At 73.2% G+C, this 23072-nt stretch carries 12 protein-coding genes and 1 pseudogene; 5 read left to right on the top strand and 8 right to left on the bottom strand.

What is annotated here, in order from left to right:
* Positions 1-7: 7 nt before the first annotated feature.
* The 4 genes and pseudogenes from AB0389_RS20955 to AB0389_RS20940 all read left to right on the top strand — a co-directional run bounded on the left by AB0389_RS20955 (position 8) and on the right by AB0389_RS20940 (position 3045).
* Positions 8-820 (top strand): ABC transporter ATP-binding protein, encoded by an 813-nt coding sequence (locus AB0389_RS20955; RefSeq protein ID WP_366396936.1) that lies wholly within the window; start codon positions 8-10, stop codon positions 818-820.
* Positions 817-1116 (top strand): annotated as a pseudogene (locus AB0389_RS20950) (hypothetical protein); the annotation flags it as partial. The gene AB0389_RS20955 and the pseudogene AB0389_RS20950, both read left to right, overlap by 4 nt.
* Positions 1113-1973: an alpha/beta hydrolase gene (locus AB0389_RS20945; RefSeq protein WP_366396935.1), complete on the top strand. Its 861-nt coding sequence runs from the start codon at positions 1113-1115 to the stop codon at positions 1971-1973. The pseudogene AB0389_RS20950 and the gene AB0389_RS20945, both read left to right, overlap by 4 nt.
* Before the next feature lie 25 nt (positions 1974-1998).
* Positions 1999-3045, top strand: coding sequence for an iron-siderophore ABC transporter substrate-binding protein (locus AB0389_RS20940; protein WP_366396934.1), 1047 nt, complete (start codon positions 1999-2001; stop codon positions 3043-3045).
* 122 nt (positions 3046-3167) lie between these two features.
* Here the strand turns inward: AB0389_RS20940 and AB0389_RS20935 are convergent, their stop codons facing one another.
* Both AB0389_RS20935 and AB0389_RS20930 read right to left on the bottom strand, forming a co-directional pair.
* Positions 3168-4604 carry a polysaccharide pyruvyl transferase family protein gene (locus tag AB0389_RS20935; protein WP_366396933.1) on the bottom strand — a complete coding sequence of 479 codons (1437 nt, stop codon included), beginning with the start codon at positions 4602-4604 and terminating at the stop codon, positions 3168-3170.
* A gap of 294 nt (positions 4605-4898) precedes the next feature.
* Positions 4899-7049 (bottom strand): FUSC family protein, encoded by a 2151-nt coding sequence (locus AB0389_RS20930; protein WP_366396932.1) that lies wholly within the window; start codon positions 7047-7049, stop codon positions 4899-4901.
* A 296-nt stretch (positions 7050-7345) separates the two neighbouring features.
* On the opposite strand from AB0389_RS20930, the gene AB0389_RS20925 reads away from it, so the two are divergent.
* The gene (locus AB0389_RS20925) at positions 7346-8038 is read left to right on the top strand and encodes a hypothetical protein (RefSeq protein WP_366396931.1); all 693 of its coding nucleotides are present in this window, start codon (positions 7346-7348) and stop codon (positions 8036-8038) included.
* Between the two features lie 172 nt (positions 8039-8210).
* Here the strand turns inward: AB0389_RS20925 and AB0389_RS20920 are convergent, their stop codons facing one another.
* The 6 genes from AB0389_RS20920 to AB0389_RS20895 form a co-directional block, all read right to left on the bottom strand.
* Positions 8211-8786 (bottom strand): LuxR C-terminal-related transcriptional regulator, encoded by a 576-nt coding sequence (locus tag AB0389_RS20920; protein ID WP_366397029.1) that lies wholly within the window; start codon positions 8784-8786, stop codon positions 8211-8213.
* 565 nt (positions 8787-9351) lie between these two features.
* Positions 9352-12294 (bottom strand): AAA family ATPase, encoded by a 2943-nt coding sequence (locus AB0389_RS20915; protein ID WP_366396930.1) that lies wholly within the window; start codon positions 12292-12294, stop codon positions 9352-9354.
* A 4-nt stretch (positions 12295-12298) separates the two neighbouring features.
* On the bottom strand, positions 12299-15400 hold the full coding sequence (locus tag AB0389_RS20910; protein ID WP_366396929.1) for a LuxR family transcriptional regulator: 3102 nt from the start codon (positions 15398-15400) through the stop codon (positions 12299-12301).
* Positions 15397-18540: an AAA family ATPase gene (locus AB0389_RS20905; RefSeq protein ID WP_366396928.1), complete on the bottom strand. Its 3144-nt coding sequence runs from the start codon at positions 18538-18540 to the stop codon at positions 15397-15399. The genes AB0389_RS20910 and AB0389_RS20905 overlap by 4 nt, the downstream gene beginning before the upstream one ends.
* A gap of 290 nt (positions 18541-18830) precedes the next feature.
* Complete coding sequence (locus AB0389_RS20900) at positions 18831-19589, bottom strand: alpha/beta fold hydrolase (protein WP_366396927.1); 759 nt, start codon at positions 19587-19589, stop codon at positions 18831-18833.
* Positions 19590-19829: 240 nt separating this feature from the next.
* Positions 19830-22862: an SDR family NAD(P)-dependent oxidoreductase gene (locus tag AB0389_RS20895; protein WP_366397028.1), complete on the bottom strand. Its 3033-nt coding sequence runs from the start codon at positions 22860-22862 to the stop codon at positions 19830-19832.
* Between the last annotated feature and the right edge of the window lie 210 nt (positions 22863-23072).

Here is a 23072-nt window from a genome sequence, read left to right as displayed (position 1 = left end):
TCTGCGCATGAGTGCGGAGCACACGCTCCAGGCGCGTGACGTCAGGCTCGGCTACGACGGCCGCGAGGTCGTCAGCGGGCTGAGCGTCGACATACCGCCGGGCGGGATCACCATGATCGTCGGCCCGAACGCGTGCGGGAAGTCGACGCTACTGCGGTCGATGGCGCGGCTGCTGACACCGTCAGCGGGCAGTGTGCTGCTCGACGGCAAATCGGTGCACGCGATGCCGACGAAGGAGGTCGCGGCGGTCCTCGGCATCCTGCCGCAGAGCCCGGTGGCGCCGGACGGGATCACGGTGAGCGATCTGGTGGGCCGGGGCCGCTATCCGCACCAGGGGTGGTTCCGGCGCTGGACGGCGGAGGACGACACGGCCGTGGCGCAGGCGCTGCTGGCCACCGATGTGCTGGAGCTGGCGGCGCGGCCCGTGGACGAACTCTCCGGCGGTCAGCGGCAGCGGGTGTGGATCGCGATGGCGCTGTCCCAGCGTACGGACATCCTGCTGCTGGACGAGCCGACCACCTTCCTCGACATCAGCCATCAGCTCGATGTGCTGGATCTGCTGACGGATCTGAACCGGGAGTACGGCTCGACGATCGTGGCGGTGCTGCACGATCTCAATCTGGCCTGCCGGTACGCCGACCATCTGATCGCGATGAAGGACGGGCGGATCGTGGCGGAGGGTGCCGCGGCGGACATCGTGACGGCGTCGCTGGTCACCGAGGTGTTCGGGATGCGCTGCTCGGTCACCGAGGACCCCGCCTCCGGGACGCCGATGATCGTACCGATGGGGCGCCATCACCTCACCCGTACCCCGCGGTGAACCGGTACGCGCGGGAGATGACCGCCCGGGGCCCGGCCCTCGCCGCCGACGGCACACCCACCGGAAGCCTGCGCATCGTCGGTCCGGCCGATCGGGCCGCCGCCCGCGCGGTGCCGCCCGACCGGGACGAGCTGATCGCCCACGGTCCGCTGCTGTCCGACAACGGCGCCACCTGGCTGGGCACGGCGGCGCCGGTCCTGGCGCCGTCCCCGGACGCGGCACGCGCCGTCCTGGCCCAGGACCGGTACGCGGACATCGAGGTACACACCTGGCAGTTCTGCGGGCGGCCGTCGTGACCCACCGGCATACGCCGGCCGAACGCACCGTGGTGCGCGACGGTGTACGCGTCTCCTGCCGCGACTGGGGCGACGGGGGTGGGTCGGGGCCACCCGTCGTCCTGCTGCACGGACTGGCGGGCCACGCGGGCGAGTGGGACGCAACAGCCCGGCTTCTGGCGCCCCGGCACCGGGTCGTCGCCGTGGACCAGCGCGGCCACGGCGCCGCCGAGCGGCACCCGCACGACGTCTCGCGCGCCGCGTACGTCGCCGACGCCGTCGCGGTCATCGGCCAACTGGGCCTCCGGCGGCCGGTCCTGATCGGCCAGTCGCTCGGCGGCCACACGGCCATGCTCACCGCCGCCGCGCACCCCGGTCTCGTCGCCGCGCTCGTACTCCTCGAGGCCGGACCCGGCGCACCGGATCCGGATACGCCCGCCCGGATCGGCGGATGGCTCGACTCGTGGCCGACGCCCTTTCCGTCGAGGGAAGCCGCCGTGGAGTTCCTGGGCGGCGGGCGCGTGGGCGAGGGCTGGGCGGCCGGGCTCGAAGAGAACGACGGCGGATGGTGGCCGCGGTTCGACCGCGACGTGATGGTCCGGTCCCTGGCCGAGAACGCCGGGCGTTCCTCCTGGGACGAGTGGGCGAGTATCGCGTGCCCGGTCCTGGTCGTCCTCGGCCAGCACGGCATCATTCCCCCGCGGGAGGCCGAGGACATGCTCCTGCGACGGCCGGGAACGGTGGCCGTGAGCATCCCGGGGACGGGACACGATGTCCATCTCGAACGGCCCGACAAGCTGGCGCAGATCCTCCGGGGGTTCCTTCGGGGGTTCCATCGGGAGATCACCGACCGTCCCGGTCCAACCACCGTCGGATGACTTAGGCGAGGTTAACCTCACCCTCATGTCATCGCGAAGAACTCCCTCCCTCTCGCCGGGACATGTCTCCCGGCGGGGCCCCCGGACGTTGTGGGCCGTGTTCACGGCGCTCACCGTCGGAATCCTCACCGCCTGCGGCACATCGTCCTCGGACGACACCCCGTCGTCGGACGCCACCACCGGCTCCGGTGCCGCGAGCGGCGCCTTCCCCGTCAAGGTCCCGACCAAGTTCGGTGACATCACCGTCTCCGAGCGGCCCACCCGGGTCGTCGCGCTGGGCTGGGGCGACGCGGAGGCGGCGCTGGCGCTCGGCGTTCAGCCCGTCGGGGCCAGCGACTGGCTGGCGTTCGGCGGTGACGGCGTCGGGCCGTGGGCCGAGGGGCTCTACCGGAAGAGCCCGCAGCTCATCGGCACGCTGGAGCCCGAGTTCGAGAAGATAGCGGCGCTCCGGCCCGATCTGATCCTCGACACCAAGTCCAGCGGCGCCCAGGAGCGTTACGACACCCTGAGCAAGATCGCCCCCACCATCGGAGTGCCGAAGGGGGGCGACCAGTACAAGATCTCGTGGGAGCGGCAGACCGAGATGATCTCGGCCGCGCTCGGCATTCCCGACCAGGGCGCGAAGCTCATCGCCGACACGGACAAGAAGTTCGCTGAGTCGAACGCCGCACACCCCGAGTTCAAGGGGAAGACGATCACGGTGGGCTCCCGGACCGCCGGCGAGTGGGGCGCCTATGTGCACGGCACGGGCCGGGTCGACTTCGTGGAACGCCTCGGGTTCAGGAACAACCCGGCGGTCGACGCGAAGGCCGGTGACTCGTTCTACATCGCGGTCTCCCGCGAGAACCTCGACCTGCTGGACGCCGATCTCACCGTCATGGCCCCGATCGGGATCGCCGCGGCGAAGATCTCGGACGATCCGCTGTACCGGGCCGTGCCCTCGGTGAAGGCGGGCCGCTCCGTGGTGTTCGACGACGAGACGCTCAGCTCGGCGTTCGCGACGGACTCGGTCCTCTCGGTGGCGTACGCCCTGGAGAAGGTCGTACCGCTGTTCGCCGCTCCGCTGAAGTAGCCCCGCCCCTCCGGCCACCGGGACCGGCCCGGGCGGACCGAGCGGGGCGGCGGAGCGGTCACGGCCGCGGCGGACACCCCTGGTGGGTGTCCGCCGCGGCTGCCGTTCCCCCGCCGTGCGCCTCAGGCACTGCTCGGCTTGGCACCGCGGATCCGGCGCCGTATCGCGGGCCCGAAGCGTACCGCCGCGCGCTTCTCTATGCCCGAGATCCGCTGCTCGGTGGCCGCCAGCTGCTTCTGCATCTTGGCGACCTGCTTCTGGAGTTCCTTGTTGGTCTTCGTGAGGGTGGTGATGTGGCGGTCGGCCACCTTCTTGTTCTCCACGAGCTGTTCGCGCAGCCGGCTGATGCGGTAGCGCAGGGCGCCGTCGTCGGAGCCGTCCCACACCTCGACCGAGGACGGCAGGTCCATGGCGCTCTGGCGGGCGTCGTAGGCGGCGCCGCCGTCGCCGTGGCTGAAGACGTTCTCCAGGGAGTTCTTGTCGAGGAAGTCCTTGAAGCGCCCGAAGCGCTCCTTGTGCCCGTCGGCCAGCCCGCTGAAGTCCGCCTGCTCGTACAGCTCCTCGGGGTGGACGTCCCCGGGCAGCCCGGCGAGCATCCGGTGCGGTATGCCGAAGTAGCGGCAGAGTTCCAGGGTGCGGGAGTCGTGCGCCAGCACCACGGCGGGCGTGCCGGCGAGCAGCGCCGCGATATTGCCGTGGATCCGGGTGCCGTACGAGAAGTCCTGCTCGGCCAGCTCGTCCATCCAGGTCCGCGGCTCCAGCGGGACCCTGACCTTGTTCTCCTGGAGCAGCGGGTGGGTCAGCCGGCGCGGGAGTACGTCGTGGACGCCGGAGGCGGCCGAGGTGTCGCCCCAGAAGAGCGTCTCCGCGTCGACGAGGTTCTGCGCGTAGTACGTGAGGTGGGGGAAGCGCTCGTGGGCGTGGCGCGCGAGCCCGGCGAGGTCACCCACCCGTATCGCCTGGGCCGAGAGGTTGATGGCGATCCGCGAGTCGGCGTCGAACGTGCCGGGATCGCGGAGGGTGGGGAACGTGTCGCCGTACAGGAACATCGACGGGCAGCCGATGGTCTCCACTTCGTGGAATCCGAGTTCGCGCAGGTACGACGCGGTGAGTTCGCCGCGCACGCCGACGGATGCCGATCTCTCCAGCACGGCGCGCATGAACCGCTTGACGGACGGCTCGATCGCCTTGAGCCGCTCGGTGTCGTAGTCGTCGCCGGCCTGTGCGCCGACGCCCAGGACCACCACCGGGATGGTGAGCTGCTCGATGAGGTTGGAGAGCCGGTCCAGCGAGGGGCTGAACGTGGGACGGAAGGCGTTGGCGAGCGGCACGACGAAGACGTCGTACTCCTCGTTGATCTGCTGCGCGCGTTCCGCCGAGGCGACGGTCCTGAGCCCGTTGGACGTCACTTCGGTGCGGTCCGTGAGCAGGATCTTGTGCGCGGCGTCACTGAAGAGCAGATTGCCCGAGTTCGTGCCGATCAGATCCTGTTGTATGAACTCCTCACGCGTGGCGACACGGAACGGGCTCTTCCCCGAGCGGATGAGTATGCGCTTCATGGCCTTCTCTCGATCGCGCGGCCCGAACTGCTGATGAAGCCGCGGTGTTGTCATGCTCCTCGCCATAAAAACCCCAGGAGGGAACCACATGGTGCGTGGATCCCTCTTAATGAAGTTTTGGGTATACGCAAGGAAAACCTTCACCGCACCTTAACCAAGCCCCACACGCCCCGTACATCCCGGGGGCCTTGTCTTTTGCGCTCGGCGCGCGGCAAACCACCTGGTCGGCCCCGTACGGCTGACATTTCTGAGTTTTCGATGAAGGTGTGCGCGAACGGGATCAGCACACGGCGTTCAGGACGCGGCGGTGAGGGCCTGGATGCCGTGGAGTTGGGTCATGACATCGCGCAGCGACCGGCAGGCGCTCGGCACCGGGGGCAGCGTGAGCGCCGGCGCGGCGCGCCCGTCCTCCAGTGCGTCGGCCATCGCGGAGAGCGCCCCCGTGACCTCTCGTATCTCGGCGGCCGGGGGCCGTGGAACACCCTGCTCGACCCGTACGGCACACGCCGTGGCGGCGTCGACGACGCGCTCGGCGAGCGCCATGACCGCGAGCCAGTCGTGGCGGTGGGTGCGGTGGGGGCCAGGCAGTTCGGCGGCGGCGGTCTCGACGGCGGCCCGCGCCTCGGCGAGCGCGCGGTAGGCGGCGTGCCGCAGCGCGCTGCCGACGGCGTCGGGGGCGGCGGCTTCGGGGGCGTCGGTCTCCGGGGCGTCGGTCTCCGGTGCTACGGCGCGAAGGACGGCGGGCGCGGTGCCGGCCGGGGGCGGCGCGTCGAGTACGTACCGCAGATACCGCTCCGTGTGGCGCAGCGCGACGGCGAACCGGTGGCCGACCCGTATCCGGGGGTCCGTGAGGTGCGGCAGATGACCGACGAGCAGCACGATGCCGCAGGCGAGCGCGGTGTCGAGCAGCCGGGCACCGGTCGCCTCGGTGTCCCCGCCCGCGGAGACGAAGGACAGGACGAGCAAGGTGATCACCGCGGTCTGGAAGCCGAAGTGGCGGGTGGCGGCGACGGGGATCAGCGCGCCGGCCACCACGACGAGCGCGAGCAGCCCGCCCGTACCGCCGAGCAGGGTCGTGGCGAGGGTGAAGACAAGGACGCCGGTGGCGGTGCCCGCGACACGGTTGACCACGCGTGAGAAGAGCGGCCCCAGGTCGGGCTTGACGAGGAACGCGGCGGTGGCGGGGAGCCAGTACCAGTGGGTCTGGTGGAGGCTGAGGGCGACGGCGGCGCTCGCCGCGACGCAGAGCGCCACGCGCAGTCCGTTCTCGCGCCGGGCGGGCGCGAAGAGCCGCCCGAGCCGGTTCCGCGCGCGCAGCACCGGACGCAGTGCCGAGCGGAGTGCCGGACGGAGACCCGCCCGGGGCTTCGTCCCCGGCCTCGTCCCGGGTTCCGTAAGCGAGTTCGGCCGCCGGGACGCACGGCCCGCGGCCAGGTCCGGTGCGCGGCCCGGCGTCGTACGGTCGAAGGTGACCGCGGCGGCCAGCAGCGCCCGGTCGAAGGCGCCCCGCTGGACGGTGTCGGAGGCGGGGCTGGCGAGGGCGCCCGGGGCGGTGTCTGCGCGTACGGCGGCGGCGAGCCGGCGCGGGCCCTCGGCCACCTGGCGCGGCAGTGGGCGGCCCTCCCACAGCAGCGCGATCCCCGCCTCGCACAGGGCCGTCGCGGCGCCGAACCGCTCGGTGATCCGGCGGGCGCGCTCCGCGCCGCGCCCGCCCGCGCGGTGTGGCCAGGACAGCAGGCGCATCAGGCGCAGGGATTCGTCCGCACGCTGCTGGGCGGTGACGAGCCTGGCCCTGGCGCCCTCCGCGCCCGGGCCGCCCACGGCGCTCAGCGCCTCGGCGAGCGCGTCGAAGACCGCGGCGACGGCCTCGCGTTCCCCGTCCCCGCGGATGTCACGGCGCAGGCTGGGGGCGCGCAGCAGGAAGCGGAGCAGCAGCAGCCAGGCGGCGCCGCCGAGGAAGCAGGCCGCCTTGAGCCAGGCGGGCCCCGGCAGCGGCATCCCGGCCCCGATGGCCGCGGTGACCAGCGACTGCATGGCCGCCGCCGACCACACGGGACCGGACACACTCAGCGCGCCGGAGAGCCAGCCGACCGCGAAGAGCGCGGGCACGGCGGCCCAGCGGCTGCCCGAGTCGGCGAGCAGCCCACCGCACAACAGTCCGAAAGCACCTGCGGCGGCGGGCAGTCCGATGTGCACCACCCCGGTACGGCGGGTGCCGGGACGGTCATTGACACCGGCGAGCATCGCGCCGAGGGCGGCGAGGATCCCAGGACCCAGGTGTCCGGTCACCACTCCGAGCGCGAGCAGGGGGCCCGCGCTCAGCGCGCCCCGGAGCACGGCGGTCCACGGGATGGGCGCGGAACGCCAGCTCAGCGGGTGCAGCAGCCAGGCGGGCGCGGTACGCCCGGCGGTACGCGACGAGCGGGGAACACGCGGAGCGGGCACGGGACTCCTGTACGACCGGTCGGGGTGAACGGGGAGGACGACCGGCGGGCAGCGGCGACCGCACACTCCCGAAGGTAACAGCACCGCCGCTCTTCCGAGGCCGCCGCTGACTCGCGTACGGCTGCCGGAACACCCCGAAAGCGCCTTCCGCGCGGCCCTCTTCGGGGCACCCCGGTGTCGTTGGAAGGGTCCGTGAAGCCTTCCCGTCACAACAAGACACACCGCAGGGCCTAGGCTGCGTTACAGCGGCCACCGACAGAGACACGTCCGGTGGCGCGGAACGAGAGGGCGACATCATGACATCCGCATCCACCACACCAGGCAGCGTCGAGGCGACGACGGCGCTTCTGCGCGCCGAACTCCCGGAGTTGGAGGCACACCAGCAGTCGCTGGAGAAGGAACTGTCCACCGTCACGGAGCGGTTGGAGTCCGTACGCACCGCGCTCACCGCGCTGACGGCGCTGGCCGTCACCCCGGTCGCGCCGGTCACCCCGGCAGCGGCGGTCACCGCGTTCGTGCCGGAGCCGGCGGTGTCGCCGGAGGCGACGCCCGCCGTGGAGAAGCAGGCTCCGTCCGCGGAGACCGGCGACGCGGCGGAGCCGACGTCCCGTCCGGCGAAGAAGGCCGCTCCTGCGAAGCCCGCCAAGGCGGCCAAGGCGGCCAGGACCGTCAAGGCGGCCAAGACGGCCGACGCGGCCAAGCCCGCCAAGGCCGCGAAGCCCGCCAAGGCCACGCCGGCCGCCGCCGCCAAGAGCGCGTCCGCCCCGGCGGCCGACGACGAGAAGAGCGGTGGGCTCACCGAGCAGATCCTCGCGGTGCTGGCCAACGCCGGCGGCACGCCGGTGCGCGCCCGCGACGTGGCGCGGGAGCTGGGCCGCGATGCCACTCCCGGCAGCATCAACGCGGTCCGCAGCACGCTGGACCGGCTGGTCGGCAGCTCCAGGGCCGAGCGGGCCGGCCGCGGCCTCTACGGGCCTTCCAGCAGCTGAGGCCGGGGCTCCGGGCCCTGCGGCCGCCACCACCGCGGCACAGCACAACAGGCGGATGCCCGCCAGGCCGTGTGGCCCGTCCGAGGGTCGCACGGTCCGGCGGGCACACCGGCCACGGCGGCCGGGCGCGCGGGTCGCCCGGTCACCGGGTCACTTCCGGGTCACTTCCGGGTCACTTGACGAAGTCCTCGACGACCTTCGGCGGCCAGGTACCGACGGTGAGAACTCCCATGGAGTAGGCGCGGGAGACCAGGGCCGCCCGGTTGGGCACGCGGAGCTTCCTGAGCAGGCCGGTGACGTGGTACTCGACGCCCTGTCTGCTCAGATAGAGCCGGGCCGCCAGCGGAATCGTGGACAGTCCCGACGCGATGCCCTCCAGGATCCGCGCGTCGATCTCGGTGAGGATCTTCTTCTGGTGCGTCAGCACGCCCGCGTCCTCGGTGCTGTCCGAGGAGCGCATGAGGACGAGGATCGCGGCCACGTCGGAGGTCTCCCCGCTCACCGCCGCCGCCGAGAGCGTACCGGCGAAGGCCGCGTCCTCGGGGCCCACCACCACGACGTGCGAGGCGAACCGCTGTCTCTTCCCCTCCACCAGGCGGGAGAACTGGCGCATCAGCGGCTGCTGCACACTGGGATGCACCAGATCGCGGAAGTTGCGGCCGCAGACACCGGCCGACGAGTCGCCGAAGCGGCGGAAGAACTCCTCGTTCGCCTGCTGGATGGTCAGAGCCGGGTCGAGCGAGGCCATGCACAGCCCCGGCCGGTCGAAGTGCTGGGCGTCTCCGAGCCCATCCTGGTCGGGCTCGAGGTCGCCGGCGGTGACCTGCGCCGAGTCTGCGAGTGCGGCAATCGCCACGGAACAGCCGTCCTTTCGGGGGTCCCCCGATTGATGGGATGAGTGCGACAACTCGATGGTCGGGAAATCTCTGGAATCCGGACCCGCCGCATCCGGTCAGCCCGGTTCGGCCCGGCCCACGGTGAGTCACCTATCCGGCTGATGTCTTCCGTCGGACTCATCGAGTTACGTGATCGAGGCTAGGTAACTTCACACGTGCGCGTCAATGAAACCCCTGCTCACAGGGTTAATGCTGTGGTCGACAAGGCGTCAGGTTCGGTCCGCAGCACACCGTGTGGCGCGGTGACGGACCGGAGGTCGCCGGTCCCGTCGAAGGGCGGCACACATCCTGAAAGGGTGTTCGAGATTTCACCGGTATTTCCGCTGGATTGCTCATCGCCCCAACCGAACCAGCCGACCCGGTCGCCTCATGGATCACAGGAGATGTAGCACGCTGTTCATACTCCGCGTCCCCGCGCTATCCGGGCAGCGCCGCCGCCAACTCGCGCCGGCCCGCGATACCGAGCTTCCGGTAGGAATTAGTCAGATGTTTCTCCACCGCCCGTGTGCTGACGCCGAGTTCACCCGCGATCTCGTGGTTGGTGAGACCCCGGTTGACGAGGGAGATCACTCTGCGTTCGCTTCCGGTCAGCACCGCCGTCCGTGGGGCCGCCGCCGTACCGAGGACGTGTTCGGCCCGTTCGGTCAGCCAGGGAGCGCCGCACGCCGCCGCGAGGGTGCCCGCCTCGCGCAGCGCCGCCGCGGCCTCGGGGCCGGTGCCCAGTCGGCGACCCAACAGGACAAGTGTGCGGGCGAGTTCGAGTTCGTACGGTGAACCGCGCAGTACGTCGACGGCCTCGCGGAGCAGGGGGACGCCGCCCCGGCCCAGGTACAGCCGGCCCTTGAGCCGCAGGGCCCGGCCGAGGCCCGCCGGCGCGCCCCAGCCGGCGGCCCACCGGTGCTCCTCCTCGGCGAGCCGCAGCGCGGATTCGGTGTCACCGAGCCGGTGGTGGAGTGCGACGGCGTGCGGACGCCACGGGAAGAGCGCCGAGTTCCGCCAGCCCGCGGCGTCCAGCCTGCGGCCACAGCCGAGCAGGGTGGCCAGGGCCTCGGCCCGCCGGCCGTGCTGCTCGTCCACGGAGGCGCGCAGGATGCACAGCGACGCCGTCAGCGCCAGGCCCGCCGGGTGGTGTCTGCGGGCCCGGTCCAGGATCCGTTCGCTGAGGGCCGGGTCGCGCAGTTCGAGCGCGACGGCGGACAGGACTACGGTGGACACCTCACGCCAGTCGGTGTCGGCGAGCGCCATGGCGCGCTCGACGTACTCGCGCGCCTGCGCGGGTCTGCCCCGCGCGACAAGGACCAGCGCCCACTGCGCGAAGGCGAGCACACCATCGGCGCCGGTCGCGTGCTGCCGGCGGTCGCGCTGCTCGACCGCCGGCCAGGAACCGGCGCTCCGTACGGCCCCGGCGGCGTACAGCGCGATCACGAGCAGGGGCAGTGTCGTGTGGATGCCCGCCGAGGCGGCCGGTTCGCGGTCCAGTACCCGGCGGGCCGTACGCGCGACGGTGTCCGCCCGGAGCTGACCGGTGAGGGTGCCGGAACAGAGCAGGACGGCCAGGAGTTCACGGTCGGCGGCCGAGTCGAGGGGCGGCTCCTCCCCCAGCGCGCGCAGGCGACTCGCCGCCGCGGCCAGCTCGCGCGGGCTCTCGTGGCCGTTGTGCCGCAGCCGGGCCTCCAGCCGGAGCGCCGGCTCCCGGGCCCGCTCGTCCAGCCGGTGCGCCGGTCCGAGCCGGTCGGCGGCCTCCCGCAGCAGCGCCTCGGCCGACGGGGACATCCGGGCGAAGAGGGCGGGCGGGATGCGCAGCGCGGCGACGGCCCGGTCGTACGCGTCGGGCAGCAGGGGCATCGCCTGGATAACGTGGCGTTCACACGCTTCGGGGTCGAACCCCCGCTCGACGGTGGCGAGTTCGACCAGCAGCGCGGCCCGGCCACGGTCCTCGGTGCCGCTCCCACCGGCGTACCCGTCCCCGCGGCCCTCCCCATTGCCCTCCTCGTTCCCCTCCCCATTGCCGTCGCCGCTGCCCTCCCCATTGCCGTCGCCGCCCCGGTGCCGGGCGCGGTGGTCCAGCAGTGCGTGGCGCAGATAGCGGGCGGCGGTGTCCGGTGCGCCCCGGCGCAGCGCGGTGCCCGCGGCGGAGCGCAGCAGCGCGGCGGCCCAGGGCCGGCCGAGGGCGGTGACCGCCATGAGATGGACGGCGACCTGTTCTGCGGGGCAGCCGCTCCGGTGGAGGAGATCCGCCGCGTCGTGGTGCGCGCGCTCGCGCTCGGCGGGGGTTGTCACCGACGCGACGGCATCCTGAACGACACGGTGCGAGAAGCGCGGTTCACACCCGTCGGCGAGCAGCCCGGACGCGCGCAGCGCGTGGTGTGCGGCCCGGTAGCCGGGCTCGTCCAGTCCGGCCAGTCGCGCGACGAGTGCGGGATCAACGGGGTCTACGGGGCCCACCGGGGCGCCGTGGTCCCCGAAGGCGGCGATCGCCACGGCCAGGGCACGTACGGCCGGCGGTTGCGTACGGAGGAATCCCGCCAGCCGGTCGCGGAGTTCGGCGGGGCGCAGGGCGCGCACCCGGTGGCCGCCGTGGTCGTCCTCCATCGGCCGGCCGTCGGCCGCCGGGTCGCGCAGGACCGACATCAGGAACAGCGGGTTGCCACGGGACACTTCGTGGCAGGCACGCGCGTACTCCTCCGGCGCCGGAACGCCGCTCCGTGCCTCGATCAGTGCCCCGACGGCCCGCGGGGACAGGGGCGCGGGCCGCAACCGGTCGCCGGCCGCGCCGGTGATCTCGCGCACCAGCGGGTGGCCGGCGCGCGGGTCGCCGTCGCGGACCGTACAGACGACTACGGCGCGCAGTCCGCCCAGCCGCCGGGTCAGATGGGCGAGCCAGCGCAGCGAGGGGATGTCGGCCCATGGGAGGTCGTCGACCAGGAGGAGCAGACATGCCCGGTCACCGCCGAGTGCGAGGAGCGCGTGCGGGCCGTGCAGAATCGCGGCGGCCGGGGCGTCGGCCGGCCTCGGCATGCCGTGGGCGGGAGTGTCGTGGGCGGGAGTGTCGTGGGCGCTGCCGTGTGTGGCGCCGTCCGGGCCGTACATGGCGCCGTACATGTCGTCGAGCGCGATCGTGCCGTCGGTGTGCGCGCTCCCGCTGTCGAGCAGTTGGCGGACCACGCCGAAGGCGAAGTCCTGTTCGGCGGGGCAGGCCTGGGCACGCAGCACACGGACGTCCGGGGCGGTGATCAGGTGGGGCAGCCGCCGCAGCAGGGCGGTCCGGCCGATACCGAGGGGCCCCGAGACAACGATCACCGACGAGACGCCCCGGCGCGCGTCCCTCAACGCGGCTCGTATCCGGGCCAGTTCGCTCACCCGCTCAAGAAGCATCGGCCGGCCCGCGTTCCGCGGTTCGTACGAGCGCGCGCAATCCGGCGCGGTCGGCGATGCGCAGTTTCCGGTAGGTGTTGCTCAGGCGCAGCTCGACCGTGCGCCGGCTGACACCGAGTGTGGCGGCGATCTCCCGGTTGCCGATGCCCTGTCCCGCGAGGGTCGCGGTGTGCTGTTCGGCGCGGGTGAGTCCGGCCCACTCCCGCGGCGGGACGGACAGCACCGGCGGCGCGTCCGGGGCGGACCACGCCGGCCGCTCGGTGAGCCCATGCACGCGGCGGGCGAGCAGGCTGGCGGGGTGGGCGGCGGTGAAAGCCGTGAGGCCGGCCACGGACCGGGCCGCCGCCCGGTGGTCACCGGACGCCAGCTCCGCGGTGGCGAGCTGGAACAGCCCCCACAGGTAGGAGAGTTGAGCGGGCGTGTCGCGCAATGCCCGGACCGCCGCGCGGGCTACCTCAACACTGGCCGGGTCCATGCTGACGGGGTCCGTACCGGCCTGATCCACGCTGTTCGGGTCCACGCTGTCCTTGTCCCTGTGCCTCTCCGCGCCACCGCCGTCGGCCCGGGGTGTCCGCGCGGTCCACAGCTCTGCGAGGGCGATGGCTCCGGCGCTCCCCCACCGACGTGCGAGGGACCGCTCCTCCTGGCTCAGCCGGGCGGCCTCCGTCCGGTCACCGAGGGCGTGGCACGCCTGGGCCGCCAGCGCGCGCCAGCCCAGCAGCGCGGGGTTGAGCCACCGCCGGCGCAGCAGCCGCCGTCCGCTCTCCGTCGCCAGTTCGCGCGCGTCCGCCCACCGGCCCTCGGCCGCGGCGAGCCGTGCCCTGGCGCAGAGCAGCGCGGCCCACGCGACGCCTTCCTCCGCGCCGAGCGGTGCCGGTTCGGTGGCGAGCGCCCTGGCCCGCTCGATATCGCCGGTCTCGATCGCGGTGGTGACGCGCAGGGCGGCGAGCGCCGGGGCGATCAGCGGATGCCAGCTGGTGGCGGGCAGCGCGCGCAGCGCCGTGTTGATGTCGCGTTCGGCGGCGTCGATCCTGCCCGCGTGCAGATGCAGTGCGGCCCGGACCGTCAGTACGCGCGCGGTGGGGGCCGGGAGCCGCTCCCGGCGGACGGCGGTGAGCAGTGTGTCGAGTTCCGCCGCTGCCTCGTCGCAGTCGTCGGCCAGGGCGAGGGCCCGGCAGGCGGCCAGCCGGGGCATGACCAGGACGGCGCCCGGCGTCCCTCCGGCGAGCGCGGCGCGGGCCAGCGTCCTGGTGGCGGCCAGACCGTCACCGCGCGCGGCGAGCTGCCAGGCCCGTACGGCCGCCTGCGCCGGTGAGGCGGGACGGGCGGGCAGTGGGGGTGTCCCGGGCACCATGGGCTCGCCGCCGTCCCTGACCTCGTCGGCCAGCCAGAACAGCGCGGACAGCCCGTCGCGTACATCGCCGGGCCGTGCGTCGCCGGGCGGCTCACCACCCGGCCACTCGCCGTGGAGCGGTACGGCGGTCAGGGCGTCGGCCGCGGCAAGACGTACCCGGTCACCGCCGCCCCGCGCCAGTGCGACGTCGAGGGCGCGGACCGCCACCCGGCCCGGTCCTGAACCGGCCACCGCACTCATGTCCCCAGCGGCACGCGCGAGTTCGGCCAGTGCCCGGTCCGCCGCCTCCGGGGCCCGTACGGCCTCGGCCGCCGCCAGCCGCAGAGCAAGCACACCGCGCTCGCGGACGTCCAGCGGCTCCTTCAGGGCGCGCGCCAGATACGCGACGGCGAGTTCCCCGCCCTCGGCCCCGGCCCCACCCCCGGCGCGGTGTGCGCCGGCGGCACTCCGCCGCAGTACGGGCACGACCCAGGCCGTGCCGAGCGGTGGCGCGCCCAGCAGGAGCCGGGCCACGGCCGGGTCACCGGCCCGCGCGCGGTGGGCCAGTTCGGCCGCCCGCGCGTGCAGGGCGGCCCGCTCGTCGCCGGGCATGTCCCCCAGCACCCGCGCCCGCACCACCGGCAGGCGGACACGGGCATGCGGCCCGCTGGAGACGGTGAGACCGAGCGTCTCCAGCATGCCGCGCAGCCGCCGGCCGCGCGCCGGGCTCAGCCCCGCCAGGGCCCGTACGAGCGGAAAGCCCAGCAGGTCGCCACAGACCGCCACGGACCGCAGGAGCGCGGTCGCTTCGGCCGGAAGCCCGTCCAGTACGCGAACCGCGTGGTCGCCGAGCGCGGCGGCGGTGACCGCGTAGAACGCGGGCAGCCCGGCGGCGAGCGGCGCGTGGCCGCCGTCGGTGAACCGGCGCAGCACCTCGCACAGCAGGGCGGGGTTGCCCGCCGTGGCCGCCGCCGCGGCGGCGACGAAGCACCGGTCCCCGGCCGTGCCGCAGCACAGCTCCACGGCCGCCGCCACACCGTGCTCGCTCAGCCCGCGCACCACGAGCCGCTTGGTGGTGACCGGGGCCGGCGGCAGCAGGTCCGGCCGCTCCCCGCCGCGCGGCAGGACCGCGCCGTCGCCGGCCAGGACCGCGAGCGGGGTGTCCCGGGTCAGCCGCCGGACGAGGGCATGGAGCCAGTGCAGGGAGGCCGGGTCCAGCCACTGCGACTCCTCGATGACCAGCAGAGTGGGCACGGTGTGCGCGGAGTCCAGCAGCTCGTCGAGGCCCGGCAGGGCGTCGGGCGGGCGGTCGGGCAGGGACCCGTGAAACCGGTCGAGGAGTGGCCCCGGCGCGAACGGCGCGAACGATGTCATCGGCGTATTCGGCGTATTCGGCGTGCGAGCGGAGCTCGGCCCCGTACCGTCCGGAAGTGCCGGTGGCCGCGCCGTCGTCATGAGCTGGACGACCGCCCCGTGGCGCAGCTCCGCCTCGGACGGGGCCGCGCGGGCACGCAGCACACGCAGCCCGCCGTCCTCGGCGCGCCGGGCGGCCCAGCGCAGCAGGGCGTTCTGGGCGTGGCCCGGCCGGCCGGTCAGGGTGACGACGGCGGCGCGTCCCTCACTCAGCGAGCGCAGTACGGAGCTCAACACCGCCTGCTCGGTGCGCCGTTCGAGCAGTGCGATCTCCGGCCCGGGTCCGGAGGAGCGCGCGATCGGGGTCTGGTCGTCCCGGCCGTTCACGTCTGCCGCCTCACTCACATCGATTCAGTGTCCGCGGTGCCTGTGGTGTCTGTCGTACCTGTGGTGTCTGTCGTACCTGTGGTGTCTGTCGTGCCGGGGGAACGCAGCAGAGCACTCAGTTGTGTGCGGCGGCTGACGCCGAGTTTGCGGTAGACGTGTGTCAGATGCGTCTCCACCGTGCGTACGGTGACGAAGAGGGACTCCGCGATCGAACGGTTGCTGACGCCCGCGGCGGCGAGACCCGCCACCCTGCGCTCCGTTCCGGTCAGCATGTCGAGCGGTGAGGTGCTCATCTTCCGCATCCGGCCACCGGCGGTGACCAGCAGTTCGCGGGCGGCTCCGGCAAGGGCGAGGGCGCCGCAGCGCCGGGCCAGAGCGATGGCGGTACGCAGGTGCTCCCGGGCGGCCCGTAGCTCGCCGGCCATCAGCAGGGCCCGGCCGAGGAGGAGTTCGGCTCCGGCGTGCTCCGCCCTGGCCGTGGTCCCGGCCAGCGTCCGTACGGATTCCGTGAGCAGTTCGAGGCCGGGCACTCCCGGCGTGATCACACCTCGGGCGAGTACGGCGAGGCCGCTCGCGCGCGGTGTCTCCCACCGGCGGGCCAGTTCGCCACCGTACGCGGCGAACTCCTCGGCTTCCGCCGCACGGTTCATGAGGGCGAGCACACAGGTGGCCTCCACCCACCAGGGCGGAAAGACCGGGTTGGCGATGCGGGCCTCCTTCACGGAGGCGCCGCACCGCAGGTAGAGGGCGAGCGCCGCCTCCCGGTCACCGACCGCCCACCGGGCGCGGGCGCGGGCCGTCAGATACCAGTGGTACGCGAGGACGAACCGCTCCAGGTCCGCCCGTTCGACGGCGCGAAGCGTCTCCTCGGCGCGCGCGGGCTCGCCGTGCCCGACCAGGGCGGTCGCGAGCGCGATCCGCGGCAGCACGGCGGCGGTGTCCCGTACCCGCCCCCGTAACCGCCCCCGGGCGGGCACCCCCGCTTGTGCCCCTTCTCCGTTCCCGAGGATGCTCCCGAGCGCGGTCCGGGCGTCGGCCAGGGCACCGGGGAACGCGCCTGCCCCGCAGTGCAGGAGAGCCCGGGTCGAGAGCGCGAGCGTGTACGAACGGACGGCGCCGGGCCGGCCTCCGGGCCCGATCAGCCGGTCGAGCGCGGCGAGCGCCTCCGCCGTCTCGTCCGCGAGACCGAGGGCCAGCGACGCGGCGATCAGCGTCCCGCTCTCCGGCGGGTGTCCCGGATCGGCGAGCGCGCGCCGGGCCCGCTCGACCGTACGCTCCACCGACCGGCCCTCCAGGGCGGTCAGCACGCTCATGATCCCGAGAAGCCTGCGCTGCGCGGCGGTGTCCCCGGGCGGCGCGGTCAGCCGGGCGGCCCGGTCCAGGGTGGCGGTGAGGGTCGTACGCTCTTCGGCTCCGGCAATCAGCAGGGCCGCTTCGACGCGTGTACGCAGTTCACGGTCGGCTGGGTCCGGGCCGACGGCGTCCGGGTCGGCCGGGTCCAAGCCCACAGGGTCCGGGTCGGCAGCGTTCTGCCCGTCCGCGGTGAGGTCGGAATCCAGCGCCCGCAGCGCCTCTTCGAGGACGCGTACCCCGGCGGGCGCCTCCCGTACCGCCGGGGCGACCGTACCGAGGCATACGGCCAGCCTCGCCGTCGTACGTGGGTCGGCGGTTCCCGACAGGGCTTCCTCCAGCAGCCGCACGGCCTCGGCGGGGTCGGTCTCCGCCAGGGACTCGGCCAGCCTGACCCGGTGCCGCACGCTGTCGGGCGCCGCCTCCAGCACGCGGTACAGGTACCGTACGGCGGCCTCGGGCACGCCCCTGCGCTCGGCCAGAGTCGCCGCCTCGTCGAGCACATGGACCATCCAGGGCTCCAGGGCCCCTCCGCCCGATCCTCGCGGGGGAACGGGACCCGGCGCCGCGGGCAACAGCATGATCTGGGCCGCGATCTCCTCCACGGGCCGTCCCGCGTCACTGAGCAGCAGCGCCGCCCGCGTGCGGAGGCCGGCGAGCGCGGCGGAGCTCACCGACGCCAGAGCGGCCGCGCGCACGGCGTCACGCAGCGGGCGTGTGGGGTCCGAGGCGCGTGGCCCGCCCCATGCGTCCGCGAGATCCTCAAGGTCCGCGGAATCCACGGAGACTGCGGGATCAGCGGGATCGGCGGGATCCCGATCGGCCACCGGATCCGGTCGGCCGGGCAACGGCAGCTCGGCGCGGCGCAGCAGGAGCGCCCCCTCCTCGGCGCACGACGGGGGTACGCCGGCCAGCGCCCCCACGAGACCGGGGTCCTCCTCACCGAGGACGGCGATCGCCCGGATCACGTCCCGCGTCCAGGGCGGCCGGCCTTCCAGCAGCGCCCCCATGGAGAACGCGACGAGGCGCCGCCCGGCGTCGGTGAGCGCCCGGAGGCCCGCCGGGGAGCGCCACGCGTGGGCGTCCACGGCGCTCATCTCGCCCGTCAGCCGGACGACGGTGCCGGGGTTTCCTCCGGTGACGGCGGCGGCGTGCTCGGCTGCGTACGGTCCGACCGGGGCGTCGAGGAGCCGCTGGAGCAGCTCCTCGACTTCCTCGGCAGTGAGAGGCGGGAGGCGCAGCGTCGCGGAGCCGCGCCGGGCGGTGAGGTCCAGCAGGGCGCCGAGCGCGGCCGGTTCGGCCTCGGCGCGCCACGCGAGCACGACGAGCAGCGGCAGGCCGTCGGCCCGGCGCAGGAGGAAGTCCAGCCAGCGCAGGGAGGGTTCGTCGCAGAGGTGCGCGTCGTCGAGGAGGAGGACGAGGGGGCGGTCCGCCATCAGACGTGCCGCGAGCCGGTACAGCCCGTACCGCACCGGATATCCGTGCGCCGGGTCCTCCTCCGCGCCCCCCGCGTCGTCCAGGGGGCCGTCCAGGAGGTCAAACAGCCGCCGTACACCGCCGTACGCCGCTTCCGTGACCTTCCCGTTCCCGCCGCAGGCGCCGTACAGCGCCGTGACGTTCTGACACGCGTCGCTCGCCTGGAAGGCACGCAGCAGGCTGGTCTTCCCTCTCCCGGCGGGCCCGGAGAGGACCACGAGCCCCGCGCGGCCGGCCCGCGCGGCCTCGGCGTGGCGGCCCAGCACGCGTGACTCATGGACCCGCCCGATCAGCACACCGGATAATCCGGGCGCCTCGACCTGAACCACCATCACGGCTCCCCATGTGTCTCGCGCGGAACGATCGACCTCCGACTCACCCACCAACGGCGTCCACACGCCAAAAGTCATTCACGGGAGAGAAGAACCACCAGAACCGGAGCGAAAGGGCCACACGTCACGCGCCCCTCGCACCCCAACACGCCGGAGCGCGCCGAGGAGCGCACGGAGTTACGAGGAGCGCCGAAGGGACTTCCGGGGGCAGAAAAAGCTCCGGGCGCGCCACAGCGCGCCCGGAGAAGCCGTACAGCGAAGCCGTACAGAGAGGCCGTACGAACGAGGGTTTAGACGGAAACCGTTGACAAATGGTCGCGCAGCAGCGCGATCACCGCGGGGGCCTGCGCGCTCAGATAGAAGTGGCCGCCGGGGAACACCTTCAGGTCGAAGTCCCCGGTGGTGTGACCGCGCCAGTCCTCAGCCTCGTCCAGCGCCGTCTTCGGGTCACTGTCCCCGGTCAGCGCCGTGATCGGGACGCGGACGGAGACCTCCCCGCCGCACCGGTAGGTCTCGATCGCGCGGTAGTCGCTGCGGATCGCCGGGAGGATCATGCGCAGGATCTCCTCGTCGCCGAGGAGTGCCGTGTCCGTGCCGGACATCAGCTTCAGTTCGTCGACGATCCCGTCGTCGGAGCGCAGATGCACGCCCTCGTCGCGGATTCGCGACGGAGCGCGCCGTCCCGAGGCGAAGAGCCGGGTCAGTTCACCGCCGTCGGCCTCGAACCGCCGCGCGACCTCGAAGGCGACCGTCGCACCCATGCTGTGTCCGAAGAAGGCGGTGGGCCGCGCCCCGAGCTGCTTGCGCAGCGCGGCGTACACCTGGTCCGCCATCGTCCCGATGTCGGCGGGGCTGGTCTCCTTGCGCCGGTCCTGGCGGCCGGGATACTGCACCGAATACACCTCGGCCACGGACGACAGCTGCGCGGAGACCGGAAAGTAGAAGGACGCCGAGCCACCCGCGTGGGGGAAACAGAAAAGCTGTACCGGACGGTCCGGTGCCCGATGGAAGCACCGCGCCCAAAGGCTCTCCTCGGTGGACGTCGTCATCGTGTTGCATCCTCCTCATGACAGGTCCGGACGGCCCGGACCCTCCACCGGACCGAACTACCATTCGAACCGGGCCTCTTGACCTGTGGCAGGTTTCGGAGAGGCCGACAGAACCTGCCCCGCCGACGGCCCGGCGAATCACTCCTCCGCGCTCCCCGCCCACATGATCCATCTTCGGAACACCCTGCCGGGTGATGTCCCGCCCATCCGTACGGAATTGATCATTCCGTACGGTACGCCTCATGTCAGGCCGAGTTCGTCGTCGAGGAGCGCGAACACGTCATCGTCCGACGCCGCCGCCAGATCGACCTCCTCGGCCATTCCACCCCCCGCGCCGCTCCCCGTACCGCTGTTCCCCGCGCCCCCTCCCGTCTCTGATCCCAGGGCCGCCCACTTGGTACGCAGCACCTCGATGCGGCCCGCGACATGCTTGAACTCCTGGGGTGCGACGGTCAGCTCCGTGATCGACTTCTCCAGCCGGTCGAGTACGGCGAGCACGGCGTCGGCGCCGGTGGCCTCCTCCGTGATCAGGCGGGAGCGCAGATGCTCCACGACGTCCGCGGCGGTCGGACAGTCGAAGAGCAGGGTCGCGGGCAGCCGGAGCCCGGTGGCCGCGTTGAGCCGGTTGCGGAAGTCCACCGACATGAGCGAGTCGAAGCCCAGCTCCTGGAACTGGCGGGAGGAGCCGATCGCCGCGCCGTCCGCGTGTCCGAGCACCGCGGCAGCCTGGTCCCGTACGAGCGTGAGCAGGACGTCCGCGCGCTCCTCTGCGCTCAGTCCGGCGAGCCGGCGCGTCAACTCCTCGGCCGTTCCGGGGGCTCCGGCGTCCGGGCGGCGAGCGGCGGGCACCCTGGACCGGGCGGGGGCACCCAGGACCCCGCGGAGCAGGGCGGGCGGTTCGCCCTGAGCCCGGAGGGCCGGCAGATCGAGCCGTACGGGCAGAACCAGCGCCCGTACGCCGAGGGCCATCGCCACGTCGAACAGCTCGATGCCGCGTTCAACGGCGAGCGGCGGCATACCGGCGCGCGCGAGCCGCAGCAGGTCGGCCTCGGCCGTGGTCGCGGTCATGCCGCCGGCGGTGCCGCCGGTCCGCTCCCAGGGCCCCCAGGCGAGTGACACGCCCGGCAGGCCCTCGGCGCGCCGCCGCGCCGCCAGGGCGTCCAGGAACGCGTTGCCCGCGGCGTAGTTGCCCTGCCCGGCTCCGCCGAGGACACCGGCCACGGACGAGAACAGCACAAACGCGGAGAGTTCGAGATGCCGTGTCAGCTCATGCAGATGCCAGGCGGCGTCCACCTTGGGACGGAGTACGGTCGCCAGCCGCCGTTCCGTCAGCGATCCGATCACGCCGTCGTCCAGTACACCGGCCGCGTGGACGACCGCCGATACGGGACGGTCGGCGGGCACCGCCGCCAGCACCTCGGCCAGGGCTGCACGGTCCCCGACATCGCACGCCACGGCTGTGGCCTCGGCGCCCAGCGCCCGCAGCTCCGCCAGTAGTCCGTCCGCGCCATCGGCGGCCGGCCCCCGGCGGCTCAGCAGCAGGAGCCGTCGCACCCCGCGTTCGGCGACCAGATGCCGGGCCAGTACCGCGCCCAGACCGCCGGTTCCGCCCGTGATCAGGACGGTGCCGCCGCGCTCCCAGCCGTGGTCGCGGGCGCCGGTGGCGGCGGCCCCCGTATCCGTACCCGTAGCTGTATCCGTACCCGAAGTTGTATCCGTATCCGTATCCGGCTGAAGGGTCCTGTCCGTGGGCGACGGGAGGGGAATCCGCACCAGCCGCGCGGCCCTGAGTACGCCGTCCCGCACCGCCAATTGCGGCTCGTCGGAGGCAAGGGCCTCGGCCAGCCGCGAGAGCCCGCCGGCCTCGACGGATTCGACGGATTCGACGGCTTCGGCAGGGTCGAGGTCCAGCAGCCCGAAGCAGCCCGGATTCTCCGTCATGGCAGACCGCACCAGCCCCCATACGGAAGCCGCCGGCAGATCGGTCACACCACCGCCGTCGGCCACTTCCACAGCACCGCGCGTCACGAATACGAGCCGCGCTCCGGCGAGCCGGACATCGGCCGACCACTGCTGGAGCTGATCCAGTACGCCCGTGCTCAGCACGTGGACGGACGCGGCCACCCCACACTCCGGGCCGCTCGCGACCTGCACCAGGACAACGTCCGGGAGGTCGGCGCCCGGCATCGTGAGCGACGCCAGGTCCGCGTACGTCCGGGCGGTGGTACCGGCGCGGTCCGACAGTGGACCGGCGAGCCCGAACCGGTCCGGTCCGACGACGGCCACCGTCCCGGGCGCCTGCGCGGCAGATCGGGTGTCGACCTCGATCCAGTCCACTCCGAACAGGATGTCACCGCCCGCCGCAGGAGCGCCAAGGCCCAGTTGGTCACTCGATACGGTCCGTACGCGCAGGGAGTCGATGGTGGCGACCGGTCGGCCCGACGGGTCGGCGACGGTCACCGACAGCGCGCCCTCACCCACCGGGGCAATCCGCACCCGAAGCGCCGAAGCACCAGCCGCATGCAACGACACCCCCTCCCACGAGAACGGCAACACACCACCAACACCCTCCCCGGCACCATCACCATCAGAGGCAAGCATCGACGCGTGCAGAGCCGCATCCAACAACGCCGGATGCAGACCAAAACCAGCCGCCGCACCCTCAGCCGACTCCGGCAGACTCACCTCCGCGAAAACCTCACCACCCCGCCGCCACACCCCACGCAACCCACGAAACACCGGTCCATACACAAACCCCACACCCGCAAACCGCTCATAACAACCCCCCACGTCCACCCCAACCGCCCCCACAGGCGGCCACACCCCAGAACCCAACCCCACTCCCGACCCCAGCGCCGCCCCCGCATCCGCAACCGCGCCACCAACCGCCAGCCACCCACTCGCATGCTCCGCCCACGGTTCATCAACCGTGTACTCAGGTCGGGAGAAGACACCGACCGAGCGGCGACCTGCCTCGTCAGGGGCGCCGACCGCCACCTGCACTTGGACCGCACCCGTCTGGGGCAGGATGAACGGTGCGGCGAGGGTCAGCTCCTCAACACGGTCACAGCCCACTTCGTCACCGGCGCGGATCGCCAGCTCCAGCAACGCCGTCCCCGGCAGCAGCACCCGCCCCATCACCACATGGTCGGCCAGCCACGGATGCGATCGAAGCGACAGCAAGCCGGTACACAAGACACCTTGCCCTGAGGCGAGTTCGACCGCTGCCCCCAGCAGCGGGTGTCCGGCGGCGCCCAGCCCGGCGCCCCGCACATCGCCGGCGCCGGGCCCCGTGACCGCCGGCCAGAACCGCGTGCGCTGGAAGGGGTATGTCGGCAACTCCACGCGCCGAGCCCCGCTGCCGGACCCGGCAGCGGCGAAGAAGCCAGCCCAGTCGACGGCGACACCGCGCACATGAAGCTGAGCAAGCGCGGTGAGGACCGACACCTCCTCGTCCCGGCCCTTCCGCAGAACCGGCACCGC

It is taken from the genome of Streptomyces sp. NPDC093109 (assembly GCF_040701725.1).
Taxonomy (GTDB): Bacteria; Actinomycetota; Actinomycetes; order Streptomycetales; family Streptomycetaceae; genus Streptomyces.
The sequence above is the reverse complement of the archived record's forward strand: the minus strand, read 5'-3'. Positions and strand labels throughout refer to the sequence as shown.